This is a genomic window from Enterococcus sp. DIV0176 (genome assembly GCF_050528535.1).
In the GTDB taxonomy this organism is placed as follows: domain Bacteria; phylum Bacillota; class Bacilli; order Lactobacillales; family Enterococcaceae; genus Enterococcus_B; species Enterococcus_B thailandicus.
Genome location: NZ_CP172879.1, coordinates 1,375,459 through 1,394,425, shown reverse-complemented (window position 1 = coordinate 1,394,425; position 18,967 = coordinate 1,375,459). Strand labels below are relative to the sequence as shown.

The window sequence follows — 18,967 nt, the reverse complement described above, 5'->3', positions numbered from 1 at the left end:
AACGTATGTTTTTTGCTTTGAGTGTTTCTTTGAGTGTTTTTAATTCTTTTTTGTTAACGGTAACAAAGACTTATAGGAAGCAATTTCGTTTATAATTGATGAAAAGGTAAAGGAGGACATCCGCATGACAAAAAATGTGCAATGGTGGCAACAAGAAGTAGGCTATCAAATCTATCCCGCGAGTTTTAAAGACAGCAATCAAGATGGGATTGGTGATATTAATGGAATTCGTGAAAAATTAAGTTATTTAAAAGAGTTAGGGATTGGCTTCATTTGGATCAATCCTATTTATTCTTCTCCATTTGTTGATAATGGTTATGACATCAGTGACTATCAAGAAATCTTAGCAAAATTTGGAACAATGGCAGAATTTGATTTGCTGTTGGCTGAAGCACATCAAATGGGAATCAGAGTCATTATGGACTTGGTCATCAATCATACATCCGATCAACATAAATGGTTTATTGAATCAAAAAAATCGGTAGATAATCCTTTCCGTGATTATTATTTATGGGCAGATAGCACATCAGAGTTAGCTCCAAATGAATGGCAGTCCATTTTTGGTGGTTCAGCCTGGACACATGATGAGGAGAGCGGACAATCTTATTTACACGTTTTTGCCAAGGAACAACCTGATTTGAATTGGGAAAATCCGAAAGTGAGAGAAGAACTATTTACTATGATTCGCTGGTGGCTAGAGAAAGGAATTGATGGCTTTCGATTAGATGCCATTTCACATATCAAAAAAGCAGACTATGCTGTTCCAGCAACAGCTAATCCATTTTCACCATTTCAAAATGTAACCGGAATCGGGGAGTATTTGACCGAACTAAAAACAATTTTTAACGAGTATGACATCATGACTGTTGGTGAAGCAAGTGGTGTATCTGCAACGGAAGGCCCACAATGGGTTGGTGAATCTGGGTATTTTGATATGATTTTTGAGTTCGATCATATTTCTTTGTGGAACCATGAAGAACAAGGTGCGCTGGATGTTGTCAAACTGAAACAAGCATTAAGTCAGTGGCAGAACTCTTTAGCAGGAAAAGGATGGAATGCACTTTATATGGAAAACCATGACGTACCTCGAAGCGTTTCTGCGTTTGGCAATGACCAGAATTATTGGTTGGAGTCTGCAAAAGCGTTAGGAATGATGTATTTTTTCTTACAAGGGACACCATTTATCTATCAAGGACAAGAAATTGGAATGACCAACATGGCTTTCGAATCAATCGAACAAGTAGATGCACTTGATTCAAGAAAACTTTATCAACGATTGCTTCAAGAAGGGCGCACACCGGAAGAATCATTGGCAATCATTCGTAGCACGACAAGAGATAATAGCCGGACACCAATGCAATGGACGGATGAAAAATTTGCTGGTTTCTCTTCACATGAGCCTTGGTTAGTTGTTAATCCAAATAAGGAAGTTATCAACGTCGAAGCGCAAGAAAAAGAACCAAATTCACTTTTATCTTTTTATAAACAAATGATTCAATTACGAAAACAGCATACTGCATTGATTACAGGTGAATTCAAAGAATATTTACCTGAACACAAGCAGTTATTTATTTACGAACGTATAGAATCTAGTGAACAATTCCTGATTATGGTAAACTTAACGATGGAAAAGACAACTTTTGATCTAACAACTGAAAAATTAGCGGAAGACTGGTCACTGGTATTAACCAACTATTTAGATGAGCCCCAATTTGGTCTTGTTGGTGAATTTGCACCTTATGAGGCCAGAATGTATCAACGAAAGGTTCTCTAGTACACATCTGAAAAAGTGTAAGAAGAAAAGGAGCCGAAAAAAGGAAGCTGGGGAAAAAACCAGCTTCCTTTTTCTGAATAAATGGTGTTCCCAAAGCAGCTTCTTCGGTAATAAGTCCTCTTTTTATAAACATATGGAAAGTGATTGTTAGAAAAGGTTTCTTATTACTTGAAGCTAATCACTACTTAACGTTCATTAGTATTGTATTGCGCACGTGGCCCGCCAATGTATTTAGGACGAGAACGTAGCGCAGTGACATGAGCCCCACCTAAAGTATTTGAACGGGGACGGACAGGAACTTGAACATGTTTGACGTGCATGCCAATAGACGTATCACCGATATCGATTCCCGCTTGTGCAACAATGTGTTCGACCTCGACTGGATCAGCAAATTGCTCGAAGGCGGCAACAGAACAAGCACCACCCGCATGTAGAGCTGGAACAACTGTTACAATTTCAAAATTTTTCTTTTCTGCCACGTTACGTTCCACGACAAGTGCCCGATTTAAGTGTTCACAGCCTTGGACAGCTAGCGAGATTTCCTTAGGATCAAGGATTTCTTTTAATGTTTGGACAATCCATTGACCAACTTCAGCACTAGAGTTTTTTCCGATATGTCCACCGACAACTTCACTGGTACTACATCCTAATACAAATAAATCACCTGCCCTTAGGTTTGCTTCATTCAAGATATCAGTAACCATTTCCGTTAATTCTTTTGCCAACATTTCTTTTGTTAATTCCATTTTATTCATCCTTCTTTCGCTATGATTAGCGTTGTTTTCCTAATTGAAATCGTTTCAAGCCAGAAACTAATGGGTAGGTGAGAGCAATTCCGAATAGATTCTGAATCATATTTCCGGGAATTGACGCGACTCCCGCTGGCCAGCCATATAAGAACCAACCGGCTAACAAATAGCCAATAATCATGACTACACTACCAGTTAATAATCCAAGAAACCAGCGAAGCGTTGTTTGTCGACCAATCAAACCCACTGTCAATCCTTGTAACCCATGAATGAGCAGAGAAAAAATCGCCCATTGTGGATAACCTGAAATCAAATCAATCAATAAACCACTGGAACCACCAACTACTAAGCCACCAATCGGCCCAAATAACGAAGCTGCTGTATAGATCCCAACTTCACATAAGGTAATAAAACCATTTGTGGCTGGAACGGGGATAAGAATCGTCAGAGAAAGCGCAACAGTTAGCGCAATCAACATAGCATAAGTGGTTATTTGTCTAATGTTCATTCCTCGTTATTCCTCCTTTAATTTTCCTCCGGACCAAACACTTCCGGAGCCATCATTCATCAAGATGCCGTGTTCAATACAATGATAAACATAATCTTTACTAGTCGCAATTGCGTCAGGTAAGGAGTTTCCTTGGCATAAATTTGCTAAAATAGCAGAAGAAAACGTACAACCCGCACCATTCACAGTTGACTTTGTTAATTTTTTACGAGTAAATAGTTGTTCTTTTTCGCCGTCAAAAAATAAATCGATAGCAAAGTCACCATGAATGCCTTGACCACCTTTAATCACAAGTTGTTTTGCTCCGAAAGCGTGGATGATTTGAGCTGCGTGGCGAAGATCATCTAGTGAGCGCAACTTATCTTGGTTTGCTAGCAAAGCCGCTTCTTTTAAATTTGGGGTAATCACAGTTGCTAAAGGAAAAAGTTCAGAAATCATTTTATCCATATAACGTTTATTTTCAGTCGTTTTGGTTTCTTTAAACGCAAGGACAGGATCTAGGACAACTGGAAGTTCTGAATTTTGTATCAAAAAATCACGTACAATCGTGATGGCTTCTTCTGAGTGAAGTAAGCCAAGCTTGATTCCATCAAGGCTCGTCATTTTTGTTAGTGAAGCTAATTGTTGTTTCAGTAGTCTCGGTGATAGATTTTCTAATTGGAATGCGCCTTGCTCATCCAAAAAGCCTACACAGGTTAAGGCACTTAAGCCAAAAAGCTGGTAGTTTTCAAAAGTTTTTAAATCGGATTGAATTCCGCCACCTGCGAAAGGGTCAGATCCGCCAATTGTTAATACTCTTTTCATCTTGTTTTCCTCCATGAAAGCAAGTATAGCGAAAGTAAAATAAAATGAAAACAGCCAATTGGCAGATTTGAAACTCAGCCAATTTTGTAAAAACGGGGGAATAAAAAATACTTTTGACAACGAAGAGAACATCGTTATCAAAAGTATCAGTTTGTTTAAACAAATTTATTGATTTTTTAATTCTTGTTCGATTTGCAGACGTTGGACTTTCATTGTTGCAGTCCGTGGAATATCTTCAAATGCGCGAATAATTGGCGTATTCAAGCGTGGTAGTTCATGAACTTGTGTCCAATAAGTGTCCCAATCCATTTCTTTTCCAGGTGCTAAAGCAATGATTGGCTGTGGTGAATCATTTTTATCACGTACGATTACGACTTCAGCAAGGAAATCAAGAGAGTCAAGTAAGTAATCCTCGATTGCTAATGTACTATTGATTGTTTCGATCAAGTCAACTTGACGATCTTTTAAGAAAAGGTGCCCATCTGCATTCATTACACCGTAATCACCACTGTCCCACCAGTCGCCATAAACATTTTCTTGGAAACGTGCATCTTCTTTGTAGTAAGTCAATGCGCGGCCTTTTGATAAGAATTGGATATGACCATCTGTGCCAATAGGTAAGAGATTCCCCTGGTCGTCTGCGATTCGAGCCTTAGTCAAGTCACCAAGACCAACGCCCATATCACGAGCATCGTTTGTTTTTAGTGACTCCAATGTATGTGCTTTGAGAATCATTGGACCACATTCGCTTTGACCATAAACTTGTAAAAAGATAGCATCCTTGGTGTTAGATGTGTCAAGAAAAGTTGCCATCGTTTGATTATTAATTGCATCAAAAGTCGAGTGGTAGTAACGAATTCCAGCAAAAGCTTCTGGTGCCTCCTTTGCAACGAAACTCCATTGAACAAAGTTATTTGGATGCGTTTCTAGTGCAATTGGTGGATTTTCAGTTAGCATTTTAACTACATGATCCCCCTGTGCATTAGCTAACGGCATCATTGGGAAACCCATAGCCATTAAAGAAGAAATTCCGATATTGAAACGAGAGTGGACGGGAGAAATGTGGAAAGCAACTAGTTCTTTTGCTGCAATTTTTGTAAAAATCGTTTTTTGCCATTTTGTTCGCCAGCCCATAGAGTTTGCTGAATGACAAATCAATTTTGGAATGCCTGTTGTTCCCGAAGTATGTGTCATGTAGGCAATTTGATCTTTTGGTAGTTCTTGTTGAGAAACTGGCGTTGCCGATTGGTTCAATAATTCTTTCACTGATAATTGCTTTTCTTTTGAACCATTTGAAATCCCTGTTACGCGTTCAGCAGTAACTTCGTCAAATAAGATAAAGGGATCTTCTAATCGCTCAACGAAAACTTCCATTGTCGCTGTAGGTAAGTGATAAGAAGTCATCACAGGTACAGCACCAAGATAAGAAGCAGCAACTGCCATTAAATAAGTATCGAATGCTGAACTTTTATATAGCATGATTTTGTCGCCAAGCCCAACACCCATTGCTGCCAACTGATAGGCACGTGTTAAGACGGTTTCATAGCTTTCTTTGTAAGTGCTTTTAAATCCAAGTTCAGGAAAAGCAACTAAAGGTTCGTCAATAATAATTGGAATATCTGGTGTTCTTTTTGCTGCCTCTTCGTAATTAGTAAATAAATTAAGTGGGGAATATTCGATTGTTTCCATAGGTCACACTCCATCAAATTTTTGTTAAAAGGGTTACAAATTCCGCTATAATCGTAGCACAAACGCTTTGAAAATAACAGATTATTTTGTGAATAAAAGAGCAAAACGTTTCCTTTCTAAAAGATAATCAAAGTGAAAAAAGCTTTATTGCTGGTTGATTTCTAGACAATTTAGCTAAAATCGGTATGTTAGCTAAATTGGCGGTAGGAAAATACCAGCATTTTTTGATAGACTTCTTGAAAATTATGTTGATGAAGGTAGCGATTGCCACATAAATAGTTAACTGCGTCGAGATCATCCAAATATTGTTCAGTATAATAACGAAAAGTTTTTCGACACAACTCTGGTGAAAGATTTTGATAAACAGTTACTTTACTTAAAATTTGCCGAATCGTTCGAGGAGAAATCTGCTGGTCATGTGATGATTGAAAGACAAATTCTTCCGCAGCTAATTCATTTAGTGTGAGATACGCTGTCAGCAAACTGAATGCTTCATTGGGAAGTGGTACTTGATTCAACCGGTTTTCTTTTCGATGTAATTGGATCAGCTGTTTTTCTAGCAGGAGATCTTTCCTCTTTAATTCAACAATTTCATGAATTTTGAGTCCACAATAAAGCAATAGTGCAAGGATTGCGAGATTGCGTGGTCGGTTTTTCTTCTCAAAACTAGCTTCTCGGCTTGTGTCAAATCCTGCAGATGGTATGAATAGTGTTTCAAAATCAAGTAATAAATCCGCAGAGAGATAACGTGGTGCGGCTGAAGTGGTCTCTGGGGTGCTGGTCCCTAACAACGAAATTTCTTCTTTTAGTTTGCCATTTTGAAACAAAAACTTCAAAAAATGGTTGAGCGCGTATTGTTTCCGAGAAACACCATGATAATTATTTTTAAATGTCTGTTCGACAGGCTGTTCAGCGGCTGTCTGAAAAGAGCGTGTATGACGATATATACTAGCTAGAAAGTTCAGGTAATCTTGTTTCTCTAATTGTAAGATAAATTCATCATCCATTTCTTGCTTTGGATAAGCTTCTTTTAGGAAATCGGTAAATAAATGGAAATCTTTCGCATATTCATAACGGCTACTTAAAGATAAGTGTCCCCGGTTTTCAAGCAAGAACTGTTCAAAAATTGGCGGTAACAATTGTAATCTTTGTTTCAATTTTTCTTGTACTTGTTTTCTAGTTTTACTATCCATAATTGTTCTCCTTTCAGCTTTGGATAAAGCAATCCTAAACGCAGATGAGTTATTAACGAGATCAGGCAAAACGATAGCTGATTCTTTCTCTTATCCTAAAACAAAAGTCAGGAATAGGAAAGTATTAGTACAGGAAAAACAATTCTGACTAAAATATCTAAATAAAAAATTCCGATAGAGATCAAATCAATTGATTCTATCGGAACTCTTTTATTTTAGGGGTAATTCAACAGTGAAGATGACACCTTGTGGTTCATAATCCCTTACAGAAATTTTCCCTTTATGCTGCTCGACAATTTGTTTGGCAATTGCCAAACCCAGCCCATAGCCACCAGTTTCTTTTGAACGAGAACGATCTTCACGATAAAAACGTTCAAAGATTCGCGCTTTTTCTTCAGGGGAAATATTTGGTCCAGTATTCTTAACTTCAATTTTCCATTCTTTGTTAGTTATTTGTGATTCAATCAAGATAGAATCACTTTGGTTAGTGTATTTCAAAGCATTATCAAGTAGGATAACTAATACTTGATGGATTTTCTTTTCATCAATGAAGACAGTAGCTGTGGTCTTATTCGCAATCAAGAAATGTTTTCCATCCATTTCGGCCATTTCTTGAAATGGCTTAACTAATTGAGCGATGAACGGCTGGATATTTACAGCTGTTTTTGATAAAAGCCGTTGATTCGAATCATTTCGCGCAATCGTTAATAAATCTGTCGTCAGTCCAGTAAGTCGCCGAGTTTCTGCTAAAGCTTGAGCAATACTTTCTGATTCTTCGATAACAGTGTGATTTGGTTTTGTAAATAAATGTTCTAAGCTATTTTGGATAATAGACAAAGGTGTTCGGAATTCATGAGAAGCATTTTCGACAAATTCCTTTTGCTGTTTCCACGAAGCTAGAATAGGGCGCATACTTAAGTTAGATAGATAATAACTAATACCAATTGAAATCAGCCAGAAGACGATCATACAAATAATCATAACAGTTTGAAAGGTAGCTAGAGAATCTTTAATCTGATTTGTATTTGCTAATACTTGAATATAAGCAATTTCGCTCTGATTGGACTCAGCTTTACGTGTAATTGAACGAAAAGCCAAAGAATGATCGTTCTCTGATTCAGATAAATCGATACTTTGAATAACATCTAGATTTTTGGTATTCAATTTCAATCCTTGGATTTGATTTAAACGGCCACCAATAGCAGCTTTATTTAAAATATCGCCAGAAGCAGACCACAAAATCACTTGGGTATTAAAACGATTGTTATCCGGATCACTTAAGGGTTGTCCGCCAGGAAAATTTTCTAAAAAGGGGTTTCCTTGTTCATAACGAGAAATTTCTAACTGAACGGCTCGCGAATTTGCATCAATTTGAGTTAGACTTAAATCAGTTTCTCTGTAGGCAGATTGGTTCAGCAGTTGAAGCGTGATAAAGCCTAATAAAATAAAAATACTAGCAAAAGCAGTAACATTAGTTAAAAAGAAACGGATTTTTTGCTTGTTAGGAAATCTGTCTTTTATTTTTTTCATTTTGTTACACTTCCTGTAAAATGTAGCCAACGTTTCGGAGTGTTTTGATGTCTTTCGCAAGAGTCGTTTCACGCAGGTGTTTTCGTAAATTACTCATATAAACTTCAACGACTGTTAATGTCGTATCGGAATCAAATCCCCAAATCCGATCGAAAATCTGTTCCTTTGTTAAAATAATACCTTTGTTTTGCAAAAAGTAAGTTAAGAGTTCAAATTCTTTTCCTTGAATTGGTAAAATTTCGCCTTTAAAAGAGACCTCATTACGATTTAAATCACAAGTAACACCTTTGTATTCAAGTGAATGCTCATTAAAAAGTCCCAAAGAACGTTTCAATAACGCTTTGACACGCATAATCAACTCTTCACGATAAAATGGCTTAGTTAAATAGTCATCAGCGCCTTTTTCAAACCCTTCGATTTTATCTTCTAAACCATCTTTTGCTGTTAAAATCAAGACAGGCGTCTGGATATTTGCTTTTCTTGCTTGGGCTAAAACTTCGTATCCGTTCATTTCGGGCATCATCAGATCAAGAATAACTAAGTCATAAATACCACTTTCTAATTCAAAGAGCCCTTCACTACCATTGTAAACTTGGACGACTTCTCCAAGATCGTTAATAATCTCTTTGATGTTGTCAGATAAAACTTTTTCATCCTCAACAATGAGTAACTTTATCATTGATTCACCTCATTTTTCATTCTAATTAATTTTAACATAGTTAACCTAAAGTTAGCTTAAAGCAATTTTGTGTGTCTAATTGAGGAATTACCGACTGCAATTATTAATAATAAGTAAAAAAAGCGTTTTTTCAGTGAAAATAAATGTAATGTTTCTGAAAATAGTTTTATAGTGTTGAAAAAGAGAGGGGATAGCTATGTTAAAGAAAAAAACAGTCTTTTTGGTGACTCGTACGCAATCACTTGGAAAACATATTACCAAACAGCTTTATCGGAACGTTCGGACAAGTGATTTGAAAAATAAGTTGAAATTTGTTTATGTAGAACTAGCGAAAAATCAAGACATGATTCATGCACTTCAAGGAGACATCGTTTTAGTCGATTATTTTTTGAATCGAGATGTACCCAAGATTGCTTCTAACTTATCACCAGATGTGTGCATTGAGTTATTGAATATTGGAAGTACTAGTACGCATTCGCCAATCATGCTCGAACGGCAACTTGAGCCTTTGCTACAGTTAAACCCTTTGGAAATTCGCGTGCATAATAATCAAGATTTCTCTTTGCTTGAATACGTGTTGCCAGCGGCAGATATCGGACTAAATCGGCTATAATGTAGAAAACAATGAGGGGACGTTTGTATGAAAGCACAACTATGTGATGCACTAGTCGTAATTGATTTACAAAACGGTGTTTGTCACGATAAAACTGAAATTTTTGGATTAGAATTGCTAACAAAACAAGTAAATGAACGTATACTTTTATATAAAGAACAACAAAAGCAAATCATCTTTATTCAACATTCCGATAAAGAACTAATTTCAGGGACAACGGCTTGGAAAATCATTCCCGAAATTATTCAACCAAATGAAGCGCGTTATGTAGAAAAAACGCATGCGGATGCTTTTTTCGAAACAGCGCTACAAAATATGCTGATGGAGTTAAATATTCAGACGCTGGAAATTTGTGGGGCACAAACAGAATATTGCATTGATACGTCAATCAAAGTTGCGCACCACCTAGGCTATCAAGTAAGGATGCTGCATTCTTTAACAACGACTTACGACAACGCATTTATGAGTGCGCAAGACACAATTGCATTTTATGAAAAAATTTGGGATCAAAGATTTGTTGAATTTATGGTCTAAATGGATAAATCTTCATTTTTATGAAACTACGAACGTATTTTCGCCTTTCCTTATCAGACTCTTGATGAGGTAAGGCTTTTTTTGGTTGTCAGATTCAAGAATTTGTTTCATAATAGGTAAGTCGAAAATAGCTTGAATAACGGAGGGAAAGCTATGAAAACAGTCATTTTAGCTGAAAAGCCATCACAAGCAAAAGCGTATGCTGAAGCCTTTCAACAACGAAAAAAACGGGATGGTTATTATGAAATCAAAGATCCGTTATTTACAGGTGAAGTAACAATTACTTATGGATTTGGCCATTTAGTAGATATGGTTCCACCGGGAGCATATGATCAACGTTGGGCGAGATGGTCCTTAGAAAATTTACCTATTTTCCCTGAGACTTTTCAATATGAAGTTCCTACGGATAAGAGAGCGCAGTTTGCAATTGTCAAAAGAGAGCTGCAGTCTGCAAATACCATTATTGTTGCTACTGATGGGGATCGAGAAGGAGAAGCGATTGCCTGGTCGATTATTCGTCAAGCAAAAGCATTTTCCAAAGAAAAAAAATATCTTCGTTTATGGATTAATTCTTTAGAAAAAGAAGCAATCTATGATGGCTTTAAAGATTTAAGACCAGGTGAATACTATTACCCGAAGTATAAAGAGGCAAAAGCAAGACAAAATGCTGATTGGCTAATCGGAATGAATGGCAGTCCTTTATACAGTTTGTTGCTTCAAAATAAAGGAATTGATGGTAGCTTTTCACTAGGAAGAGTTCAGACACCTACTTTATATATGATTTTTAAACTACAAGAAGAAATCAATCATTTCAAAAAGGAACCTTATTTCGAAGGTGAGGGAGAAATTCGACATCAAAATGGGCGATTCATCGGAAAAATGGAACCCAAAAAAACTTTCAAGACACCAGAAGCATTAACAGAAGAATTACAAAAATTAGGTACGCATTTGGGTGTTCAAGAAGGGCGAATCAACAAGGTAGAAAAAAAAGAAAAGCAAATACGTAGTCCACGATTATTTTCGCTATCTAGTTTGCAATCGAAAATGAACCAGTTGATGAAAGCTAGTGCAAAATCAACTTTAGAAGCGGTTCAAGGGTTATATGAAAGTAAATTTTTAAGCTATCCCAGAACGGATTCGCCATATATCACTGATAATGAACATCGCTATCTAGTTCAGCGATTAGAAAAATATAAAGGATTTCTTGGTATTGATACGATTGAAACACCAGAACTCTTTCCAAAAAAACGTTACGTTGATGCTAGTAAAGTACAGGAACATCATGCAATTATTCCTACCAAAACGATCCCGACCAAAGAACGTTTTGCTAAACTTTCGCGTCTCCAACAAGCGGTCTATTTGCAGGTGCTACAAACGACGCTCGCAATGTTTGCAAGTAACTACATTTATGAAGAAACAACTATTTTGACAGCTGTAAATCAGTTGAGACTAAAAAGTATTGGCAAAATACCTATCCAACAAGGTTGGCAAGCGATCTTAAATACTGGAAAGAAAAAGAAAAAAGACCTGCAAAAATTGCCGATAATTCAAGAAGGTGATCTTGTTGAAGTTGAATTGAAGCGTCTCGAAAAAGAAACACAACCTCCCAAACCTTACAATGAAGGGACGCTGATTACAGCTATGAAAACAGCGGGGAAAACATTAGATGATAACGAAGCACAAGAAATATTGAAAGAAGTGGAAGGGATTGGAACTGAAGCAACACGTGCAAATATTATCGAAAATTTGAAGCAGCGTCACTATATCGAAGTAAAGAAAAATGAACTATTTGTTACTTCAAAAGGTATCACTTTATGTAAAGCTGTCGCAAGTGAACCACTATTGACCAGTGCCGAAATGACTGCGCGTTGGGAAGGGTATTTACGAAAAATTGGAGAGAACCAAGGAACTCCTGAAGTATTTTTGGAAAATATCAAAAAATTTATTTTACATTTGCTAGATTCAGTTCCGCAACAAATCCAACAAGTTGATTTATCAAAGGAAGTTAGCGGTACACGTCAAATTAAGGCGATGGAGAAGAAGAACGATCAATTGGGTCGCTGTCCAAAGTGTCAAAAAGGGGTTGTGATGTTGTATCCTAAGATTGCAAGTTGTCTCAACGCAGAATGTGACTTCAAATTATGGCCAATAGTCGCTAAAAAGAAACTGACTAAGACGAACCTACGTGAGCTTTTATCGAAAAGAAAGACCAGCAAGGTAATCAAAGGATTTACTGGTAAAAAAGGGAAGTTCGATGCAGTTTTAGTATTAAAAGCGGATCTAACAATTGGCTTCGAATTCCCATGGATGGACAAAGCAAATTCAGAAAAAGAGTCACAATCAGAGTAAAGGCATTTATTCCGAAAAGTGAGAACTTTAACACTTAGAAAAAAAAAATAAAAATATTTATAAAATAATAAAGATAAGAGGTACCGTTTTTGCGAAAAATTCATTCATTACTAAATTATTCAATGGGGGTAATTGTTTTAATTGCGCTATATCAAGCATTTATCAAGTATCCAACTTATGGGACGAAATTACTAGCTGTTACTTCGGAAAAGCAAACAGCTTATTCACCAACATTGATTTTATCGACAGTAACAGCGTTAGCAAAAAGTGCTTTGTACTTTTTTCATAAAACAACAAGCATGCTGAAACGAAAAAAACAAAGAAAACAACTATTCTTAGTTCTAGGAGCTGCCGGAGTGATCTATTTCTTGCCTGTAATCAAAGAGGTTTTTCACCAGGTGACAGCAGCTTTCTAAACAATGTTTGAAACTCTCTTTTTAGATTAAGAAGTTTTAACATTACAATGCTTAATTATATATTATTGTCAGTAGCCTAAAAAGCCATCAAAAGAGGAATTGTATCCCAAGATTCCTCTTTTTTGTGCTTAATTAGTCTGAATCAATCAAGACACAGATAATAAAATAAATCCACTTTATATGTCTAAAACCAGTGTTTTTGATTATTTTCTATATTCTAATTGGTAATTTTGTAGCTGTATAAATGATTCCATTAATCCACCAAGCACGCCAAAAACCTGTGAATTCGCAAATCTTATGTTTATCCTACGAACAAATGACAATATTGACTACGAATTTAGTGTACGTCAGAATTTTAAACACAAATTTTACTGTGTTTTACGTATATAAAACAAAAACGAATGATTTTCGTCAAATAATGCTTAATTTAGGAACAAAGGGAGGGTTGGTACAGCGATTTAAATTTTAAATTTATTTTAGTTTACATAATATATATTATACAAAGTAGATTACAAGAATGAGATTCACTCTTTTAATCAAATAATTGCTGTTTTATATTAATTTTAGCTAATTATACTGAATACAACATTTAAAAATTATTTTGCATGAATTTTGTATGTTGCTTTTATCTTTACTCAACATAAATACTATAAAAAATGATTTATCTTTATGTATTGTGATCAATACAATTATTGTAACTTTTTTAATCGAAAAACTACTGATTATGTTTAAACGTTTTTGGGATTTCAACCTTAACTATTTGATTATTTAGTGAAATTTGCAGATTGATTGTTTTAATCGCTTTATTTCTTAACTTATAGATGATTTTTATTTTTTAGTTCTCTTTGTGTTCTTTCGCTATATTTTAAGTGAAACACAGATTGTCTTTCATATTATTTTCAGAAAAATAAGATTATAATACTTGCTGGAGGTTATGTATATGGAAGAAAAGAAAAATTTTATTTCGTGGCCCGTGTTGGCATTAATGTCTTTTGTTACGGTTATTGGGTTTGATGATATTATTTATAATTTTGCTAATCAAGGCATGGGTGTTATTACTTCATGGGTTATTTTGTTAATACTATACGTTGTTCCCTATTCATTGATGGTTGGTCAGCTGGGGTCTGTCTTTAATCATGAAGGTGGTGGTTTGAGTTCGTGGGTTCGTGGGACAAGTGGTGATAAACTTGGCTACTTTACGGCATGGACTTATTGGGCTGCTTCTATCCCCTATGTTGTTGACACCGCTAATGCAGTGGTAGTTGGTTTTGGTTGGTTGATTAATGGAAATGATTCGATGGAAGACACAATGTCTAATTCGTTATTTGCTTTACTGACATTTGTTATTTTCTTGGCATTTATTTTCTTGCAACGTCATTTCAAGAAGTCTTTAGAAGTTCTAAGCACAATTGGCGGTGGTGCAATGTTTGTGATGACAATCTTATTCGTTATTATGACCTTTACTTCTCTATTTATGCCAAATGGACACATTGAAACACAACCAATGAATTTCAAAACAATTTTGCCAAAATTTGATCTGCATTACTTAACAACGATTGGGTTACTGATTTATGCAATTAATGGAGCAGAATTAGTTGCGCCTTTCGTTACTCGAATGCGTAAACCGAAGAGAGAATTTCCTAAAGCAATGATTATGTTAACTGTTATGACTATTTTCTTAACTGTTTTTGGTTCTTTTTCTTTAGGTGTATTCTTCGATGCGCACCATTTACCGAATAATCTAAAGATGAATGGTTCTTATTATGCTTTTCAACGTCTAGGTGAGTTTTTTCATATGGGGAATAGCTTGATGTATGTCTTTGCGGTAACGCAAATTATTTATATGTGCGCGCTGCTTGCAGTTTTACTTGATGCTATGACAAGAATGCTTATCTCAGATACAGGTAAAGAATTTATGCCTAAAAAATTAACAAAATTAAATGAAGATGGTCTACCAATTAACGGATATATTCTAACAACTGCGTTAAGTGCTTTTATTCTATTGTTGGGTGTTTTCTTGCCAGAAATGAATGATATTTTTAACTGGTTATTGAACTTGAATGGGATTATTTCTCCAGGTGTGACTTGTTGGATTTTCTTTGCGTTTATCAAAATCCGTTTAAATAGTCAAAAATACCAATCAGAGTACGTGTTTATCAAAAACGACCGATTTGCTGTTGCCGTTGGTGTCTGGTGTTTTGCTGTAACAATAATTGCAACGCTTTTTGGTGTCTTACCACAGGATGCCGCTTTTGGTTCATCACTTTTTTGGCATGAATTAATCATCAATATTGTTGGAATTGTTGTTTTGATTGGTTTAGGGTTCGTTATGCCCTATCTAGCAAAACGCGAAAGGAATCAAATTTAATAGTGTAAACATAAATAAAAAAAGACAAGGCACTAGCGTTTAGTGCCTTGTCTTTAGAATAAAGAGACGGGTAGAAAACTAGAAATCCAGTCGTTATCAACACATTTTCCAATTAAAAAAAGCCTAAAATCAACGTTCTGAGAAACGAATTTTAGGCTTTTTTTCTATTTAAGTGAGGCTACGTTTGCCTCAGCCTATTTTTGTTTATTTAGAATGTTTGTTTTTTGATGTCAATTCTTCAAATTTTTCTTTGACATCTTCTATGACTTCTTCAACTACTTCTTCAAGTTTGTTTGGTTCTTCTTTTGTGTCATCTTCAACCGCATTTGATCCAGATAATGCGACTGTTTTTTCTTCTCCAGAGTTAGTTCCAGATAATGCTTCTTGTTTGTTTTGTGTTTCGCCAGAATTAGTGCCAGCCAAAGCTACTTCATCATCTGTTTTTGGTGCCATTGATCCTCTTAGTCGTTTTCCTTTTTCACCATCGTAATTAGTCATAGTTTTGTCCCTCCAGAAAATTATCATGTTCTCTTATTTATCTTACCTAAGAATAAATAGACTGTCAAAAAGGATCTCTTTAATTTAAATTTTTGAATATAAATGTTATTCTTTCTCTTCGTTTTCTTGAATAGAACGAATGCCATTTTCTAAAATCTGCATTTGTAAAATGGTTTCTTCATCTTTAATGAGTTTTTCTGCACCATTGATTAATGTTTCATAAATACCGTCATATACACGGCTATAATCACCTATCTCTGAAGTCACCTTTTCTTCACGATAGATGTTTTTATCATCCATGTAAGTTAAAACACCAAAATGTTCCGGTAAATCTATTCCAAAATCAGCGTTATCTGGCATATAAAACATTTTCAAATGTTCTTCTTGACGATCTTTCGTTTGTTTGACAAACATGCCTTTTTTTCCATAAACAGCAAAGCTAGGACGTTCTTTGATTCTAAAGTAACTTGATTTTATTGAGATTTTCATTGTTCCATAGAAAAAATCTAAATCAAAATAATCATTCATCCGACCTTTTCCTAATAATTGGCGAACATCATAATGAATGTCGTCTGGTTCACCAAAGTAAGAAAGAACTTGGTCTACTGTGTGACACGCATGTCCGTAAAGATAGCTGTTTGCTATAGAAAACGTAGTGGTGCTTTCAGGGATTTCTGGTCGAAAATAATCGTAATGCATCTCGATTTCTAAAATATCTCCTAGTTTGCCACTTTCAATTACCTTTTGTACAGTTAAAAAATCTGAATCAAAACGTCTATTTTGATAGCATTGGATAAACAATCCTTGTTCTTTAGCTAGAGAAAAGAGTTCTTTTGCCTCTTTAGAAGTTTCTGCAAAAGGTTTTTCAACTAAAACATTTTTGCCGTGTCTTAGTGCAAGTTTGGCATATTCATAATGAAATTGACTTGGTGTCGTGATAACGACTAATTGAATCTCAGGGTCGTTCCATAAATCAGCTAGTTTTGTAGTGTACTCGATATCATCAAAAGTTTCCCAGGCTGGTTCACTTGGTGAGTAAATTTTTTTGATTCTTATTTTGTCTGATAATTTTCTAGAAAAAGGTAAATGATAACGATTTGTACTCTTTCCATTTCCCAGATAAGCAATTGTTAACATAAATAAACCTCCTATATAGTTGATACGCCAAGTATACTGAATCCTGTGTTCAAAGTCTTAACGTACACGTATTTTGGTAAAAATGTTCTGAATTTCACTGGAAATTAACCGTTTTTTGAAAAAAAGTACCAATTTTTAGGAATTAGTAGCCAACCTTGTCATTTGTTAGTAAGATGATAAAGACGTTAGGAGGTTGAAAGCGTGTTGATTGAAGATAAATTAGCCGAACAAGAAACATTTACTACTACAGAGAAGCGGATTGCAGATTATATCCGATTACATTTTGAAGAAGCCGTCTATTTAACGATTGAGGAACTGGCAAAAGCTACATATACTTCTCACTCAGCTATTATTCGTTTATGTAAAAAAATGGGTTATACGGGCTTTAAAGAATTTCGCTTTGAATTAGGACGTGAAGTTCATCAACTAGTAGCCCAGTTTAATCATGTGATTGATCCAAATTTTCCATTTTCACATGAAGATAATGCTCAAACGATTGCTAAGAAAATGGCAGATCTTACTGTTCAGACAATAAAAAAAGCGCAACTACAAATTGAAGGACAAGAATTAGATACGATAGCAACCACGTTAAATCAAGCAAACCGAATGTTTTTATTCGCAAAAGGAGATTCCCAGATTACTGCAAGGAAGTTTCAAAATAAGTTAGTTAAGCTTAATAAATTTTTGATTCTTGCTGAAGAGTATAGTGATTCTTCATGGAATGCTGCTAATCTGATGAAAAATGATTGTGCGATCTTTATTAGCTATAGTGGTCGTATTCACCATTATGAACGGATATTGGCTTACTTGAACTATGTGGGTACCCCTTCTTTGCTAATTACAGGAAACGAACATTCTGAAATGGCAAAGAAAGCGACAATGAGTTTAGTTATTTCTCAAGATGAATATGACTTTGCAAAAGTCGCTACTTTCTCTTCTCAGATTGCTTTTGATTATGTGCTAAATACCCTTTATTCAGTCATGTATGCACAGAACTTTCAAGAAAATATACTTAATCTTAAAGACAAGCAAGAACTTTTACAAAAAGGGCTTTTGAAAGAATATCATAACTAAAAAAGGGAAGAGCTCCACCTCTTCCCTTTCACCACATTATTATTTTACAGTATCTAGAACAGCTTGTAATTCGGATACAGAGCGATTAAATGACTCTTGTTCTTCGTCTGTGATAGCTAATTCGATTATTTCACGGACACCATTTTCATCTACTACAGAAGGTACCCCAGTAAAGATGTCCTTTTGACTATATTGATTTGATAAATAAGCTGAAACTGGTAGCACGGCTTGCTCATTATTCAAGACGGCTTTTACAATCCGAGTAGTACTCATTCCGATACCATAGTATGTTGCTTTTTTTCGGTCAATGATTTCGTAGGCTGCATTTTTAACCTTTTCAGCAATTATTGTTAGCTCACCTTTTGTTAGGCGAGAATCACTTTCTACTAGTTCGAGAATCGGTTTGCCACCCACTGTTGTGTGAGACCAGACAGCAACTTCAGAGTCACCATGTTCACCCATAACATAACCGTGAACACTTCTTGGGTCGACTTGTAATTTCAATGCGATTTCTTTTCTTAGTCTAGTAGTATCTAAAGTTGTTCCTGTACCAATCACACGATTATTTGGTAAACCAGATGTCTGCCAAGCAATATAAGTGAGAATATCTACGGGATTTGAAGCAATCACAAGGATACCATCAAATCCAGCATTCATAATTTGTACAACTATTTCGCGCATGATAGTCGCGTTTGTTTTAACAAGGTCTAGGCGAGTTTGGCCAGGTTTTTGATTGATCCCTGCTGTGATGACTACTAGATTAGCATCTGCGCATTCAGCATAGTCACCAGATTTAACAGCAATATTTTCTTCGCCCCAAGCCATACCATCCAGCAAGTCAAGTGCTTCTCCTTCTGCTTTTTCGTGATTAACATCAATTAAAACTAATTCATTTGTAATCCCTTGATTAATCATCGCATAGGCAATACTTGTTCCAACGAATCCTGTACCTACAATTGCGACTTTTCTACTTGTTTTCATCATATATAATCATCTCTTTCTAGTATTTTTCTTTTCATGAAAAGTATAAATGATTATTTTTCATTTATAAA

Annotated in this window: 16 protein-coding genes and 1 pseudogene; 7 read left to right on the top strand and 10 right to left on the bottom strand. The window is 35.6% G+C overall.

Annotated features, from left to right (window positions below):
- The first annotated feature begins 124 nt into the window (after nucleotides 1-124).
- A complete protein-coding gene (locus tag IGJ66_RS06520) occupies nucleotides 125-1,774 on the top strand; it encodes an alpha-glucosidase (RefSeq protein WP_430616389.1) in 1,650 nt (549 codons plus the stop codon).
- Nucleotides 1,775-1,959: 185 nt separating this feature from the next.
- Here the strand turns inward: IGJ66_RS06520 and IGJ66_RS06515 are convergent, their stop codons facing one another.
- From IGJ66_RS06515 to IGJ66_RS06485, 7 genes and pseudogenes are all read right to left on the bottom strand, one after another.
- Entirely contained in the window at nucleotides 1,960-2,520 is a 561-nt protein-coding gene (locus tag IGJ66_RS06515) for a TIGR01440 family protein (protein ID WP_067482072.1), read from the bottom strand.
- A gap of 25 nt (nucleotides 2,521-2,545) precedes the next feature.
- Entirely contained in the window at nucleotides 2,546-3,031 is a 486-nt protein-coding gene (locus IGJ66_RS06510) for an ECF transporter S component (RefSeq protein WP_067482070.1), read from the bottom strand.
- Nucleotides 3,021-3,835, bottom strand: a pseudogene (locus tag IGJ66_RS06505) (bifunctional hydroxymethylpyrimidine kinase/phosphomethylpyrimidine kinase). The gene IGJ66_RS06510 and the pseudogene IGJ66_RS06505 overlap by 11 nt, the downstream one beginning before the upstream one ends.
- 165 nt (nucleotides 3,836-4,000) lie before the next feature.
- Nucleotides 4,001-5,524 (bottom strand): AMP-binding protein, encoded by a 1,524-nt coding sequence (locus tag IGJ66_RS06500; RefSeq protein WP_376021647.1) that lies wholly within the window; start codon nucleotides 5,522-5,524, stop codon nucleotides 4,001-4,003.
- 188 nt (nucleotides 5,525-5,712) lie between these two features.
- The gene (locus IGJ66_RS06495) at nucleotides 5,713-6,717 is read right to left on the bottom strand and encodes a tyrosine-type recombinase/integrase (protein WP_430616388.1); all 1,005 of its coding nucleotides are present in this window, start codon (nucleotides 6,715-6,717) and stop codon (nucleotides 5,713-5,715) included.
- A 210-nt stretch (nucleotides 6,718-6,927) separates the two neighbouring features.
- Nucleotides 6,928-8,238: a sensor histidine kinase gene (locus IGJ66_RS06490; protein ID WP_430617025.1), complete on the bottom strand. Its 1,311-nt coding sequence runs from the start codon at nucleotides 8,236-8,238 to the stop codon at nucleotides 6,928-6,930.
- A gap of 13 nt (nucleotides 8,239-8,251) precedes the next feature.
- A complete protein-coding gene (locus tag IGJ66_RS06485) occupies nucleotides 8,252-8,926 on the bottom strand; it encodes a response regulator transcription factor (protein WP_075491162.1) in 675 nt (224 codons plus the stop codon).
- A gap of 196 nt (nucleotides 8,927-9,122) precedes the next feature.
- On the opposite strand from IGJ66_RS06485, the gene IGJ66_RS06480 reads away from it, so the two are divergent.
- The 5 genes from IGJ66_RS06480 to IGJ66_RS06460 all read left to right on the top strand — a co-directional run bounded on the left by IGJ66_RS06480 (nucleotide 9,123) and on the right by IGJ66_RS06460 (nucleotide 15,206).
- Nucleotides 9,123-9,539, top strand: a complete 417-nt coding sequence (locus IGJ66_RS06480; protein WP_075491164.1) for a hypothetical protein — start codon at nucleotides 9,123-9,125, stop codon at nucleotides 9,537-9,539.
- 27 nt (nucleotides 9,540-9,566) lie between these two features.
- Nucleotides 9,567-10,073: a cysteine hydrolase family protein gene (locus tag IGJ66_RS06475; RefSeq protein WP_086270932.1), complete on the top strand. Its 507-nt coding sequence runs from the start codon at nucleotides 9,567-9,569 to the stop codon at nucleotides 10,071-10,073.
- Nucleotides 10,074-10,226: 153 nt separating this feature from the next.
- Complete coding sequence (gene topB / locus IGJ66_RS06470) at nucleotides 10,227-12,422, top strand: DNA topoisomerase III (protein ID WP_430616387.1); 2,196 nt, start codon at nucleotides 10,227-10,229, stop codon at nucleotides 12,420-12,422.
- Between the two features lie 122 nt (nucleotides 12,423-12,544).
- On the top strand, nucleotides 12,545-12,838 hold the full coding sequence (locus IGJ66_RS06465) for a hypothetical protein (protein ID WP_186807802.1): 294 nt from the start codon (nucleotides 12,545-12,547) through the stop codon (nucleotides 12,836-12,838).
- A 940-nt stretch (nucleotides 12,839-13,778) separates the two neighbouring features.
- Nucleotides 13,779-15,206, top strand: coding sequence for an amino acid permease (locus tag IGJ66_RS06460; protein ID WP_430616386.1), 1,428 nt, complete (start codon nucleotides 13,779-13,781; stop codon nucleotides 15,204-15,206).
- A 204-nt stretch (nucleotides 15,207-15,410) separates the two neighbouring features.
- On the opposite strand, the gene IGJ66_RS06455 is transcribed toward IGJ66_RS06460, so the two are convergent.
- Together IGJ66_RS06455 and IGJ66_RS06450 are read right to left on the bottom strand one after the other, a co-directional pair.
- The gene (locus tag IGJ66_RS06455; RefSeq protein ID WP_067482048.1) at nucleotides 15,411-15,704 is read right to left on the bottom strand and encodes an rRNA processing protein; all 294 of its coding nucleotides are present in this window, start codon (nucleotides 15,702-15,704) and stop codon (nucleotides 15,411-15,413) included.
- A gap of 105 nt (nucleotides 15,705-15,809) precedes the next feature.
- A complete protein-coding gene (locus IGJ66_RS06450; RefSeq protein WP_430616385.1) occupies nucleotides 15,810-16,841 on the bottom strand; it encodes a Gfo/Idh/MocA family oxidoreductase in 1,032 nt (343 codons plus the stop codon).
- 201 nt (nucleotides 16,842-17,042) lie between these two features.
- On the opposite strand from IGJ66_RS06450, the gene IGJ66_RS06445 reads away from it, so the two are divergent.
- Nucleotides 17,043-17,915 carry a MurR/RpiR family transcriptional regulator gene (locus IGJ66_RS06445; protein WP_411372544.1) on the top strand — a complete coding sequence of 291 codons (873 nt, stop codon included), beginning with the start codon at nucleotides 17,043-17,045 and terminating at the stop codon, nucleotides 17,913-17,915.
- 39 nt (nucleotides 17,916-17,954) lie between these two features.
- Here the strand turns inward: IGJ66_RS06445 and IGJ66_RS06440 are convergent, their stop codons facing one another.
- Complete coding sequence (locus IGJ66_RS06440) at nucleotides 17,955-18,899, bottom strand: L-lactate dehydrogenase (RefSeq protein WP_071868381.1); 945 nt, start codon at nucleotides 18,897-18,899, stop codon at nucleotides 17,955-17,957.
- Between the last annotated feature and the right edge of the window lie 68 nt (nucleotides 18,900-18,967).

Coding starts and splice junctions, on each gene's coding strand:
- IGJ66_RS06465 (WP_186807802.1), top strand. CDS start 12,545: ATGGGGGTAATTGTTTTAATTGCGCTATATCAAGCATTTATCAAGTAT.
- IGJ66_RS06500 (WP_376021647.1), bottom strand. CDS start 5,524: ATGGAAACAATCGAATATTCCCCACTTAATTTATTTACTAATTACGAA.
- IGJ66_RS06485 (WP_075491162.1), bottom strand. CDS start 8,926: ATGATAAAGTTACTCATTGTTGAGGATGAAAAAGTTTTATCTGACAAC.
- IGJ66_RS06460 (WP_430616386.1), top strand. CDS start 13,779: ATGGAAGAAAAGAAAAATTTTATTTCGTGGCCCGTGTTGGCATTAATG.
- IGJ66_RS06450 (WP_430616385.1), bottom strand. CDS start 16,841: ATGTTAACAATTGCTTATCTGGGAAATGGAAAGAGTACAAATCGTTAT.
- IGJ66_RS06515 (WP_067482072.1), bottom strand. CDS start 2,520: ATGGAATTAACAAAAGAAATGTTGGCAAAAGAATTAACGGAAATGGTT.
- IGJ66_RS06440 (WP_071868381.1), bottom strand. CDS start 18,899: ATGATGAAAACAAGTAGAAAAGTCGCAATTGTAGGTACAGGATTCGTT.
- IGJ66_RS06510 (WP_067482070.1), bottom strand. CDS start 3,031: ATGAACATTAGACAAATAACCACTTATGCTATGTTGATTGCGCTAACT.
- IGJ66_RS06520 (WP_430616389.1), top strand. CDS start 125: ATGACAAAAAATGTGCAATGGTGGCAACAAGAAGTAGGCTATCAAATC.
- IGJ66_RS06455 (WP_067482048.1), bottom strand. CDS start 15,704: ATGACTAATTACGATGGTGAAAAAGGAAAACGACTAAGAGGATCAATG.
- IGJ66_RS06480 (WP_075491164.1), top strand. CDS start 9,123: ATGTTAAAGAAAAAAACAGTCTTTTTGGTGACTCGTACGCAATCACTT.
- IGJ66_RS06475 (WP_086270932.1), top strand. CDS start 9,567: ATGAAAGCACAACTATGTGATGCACTAGTCGTAATTGATTTACAAAAC.
- IGJ66_RS06495 (WP_430616388.1), bottom strand. CDS start 6,717: ATGGATAGTAAAACTAGAAAACAAGTACAAGAAAAATTGAAACAAAGA.
- topB (WP_430616387.1), top strand. CDS start 10,227: ATGAAAACAGTCATTTTAGCTGAAAAGCCATCACAAGCAAAAGCGTAT.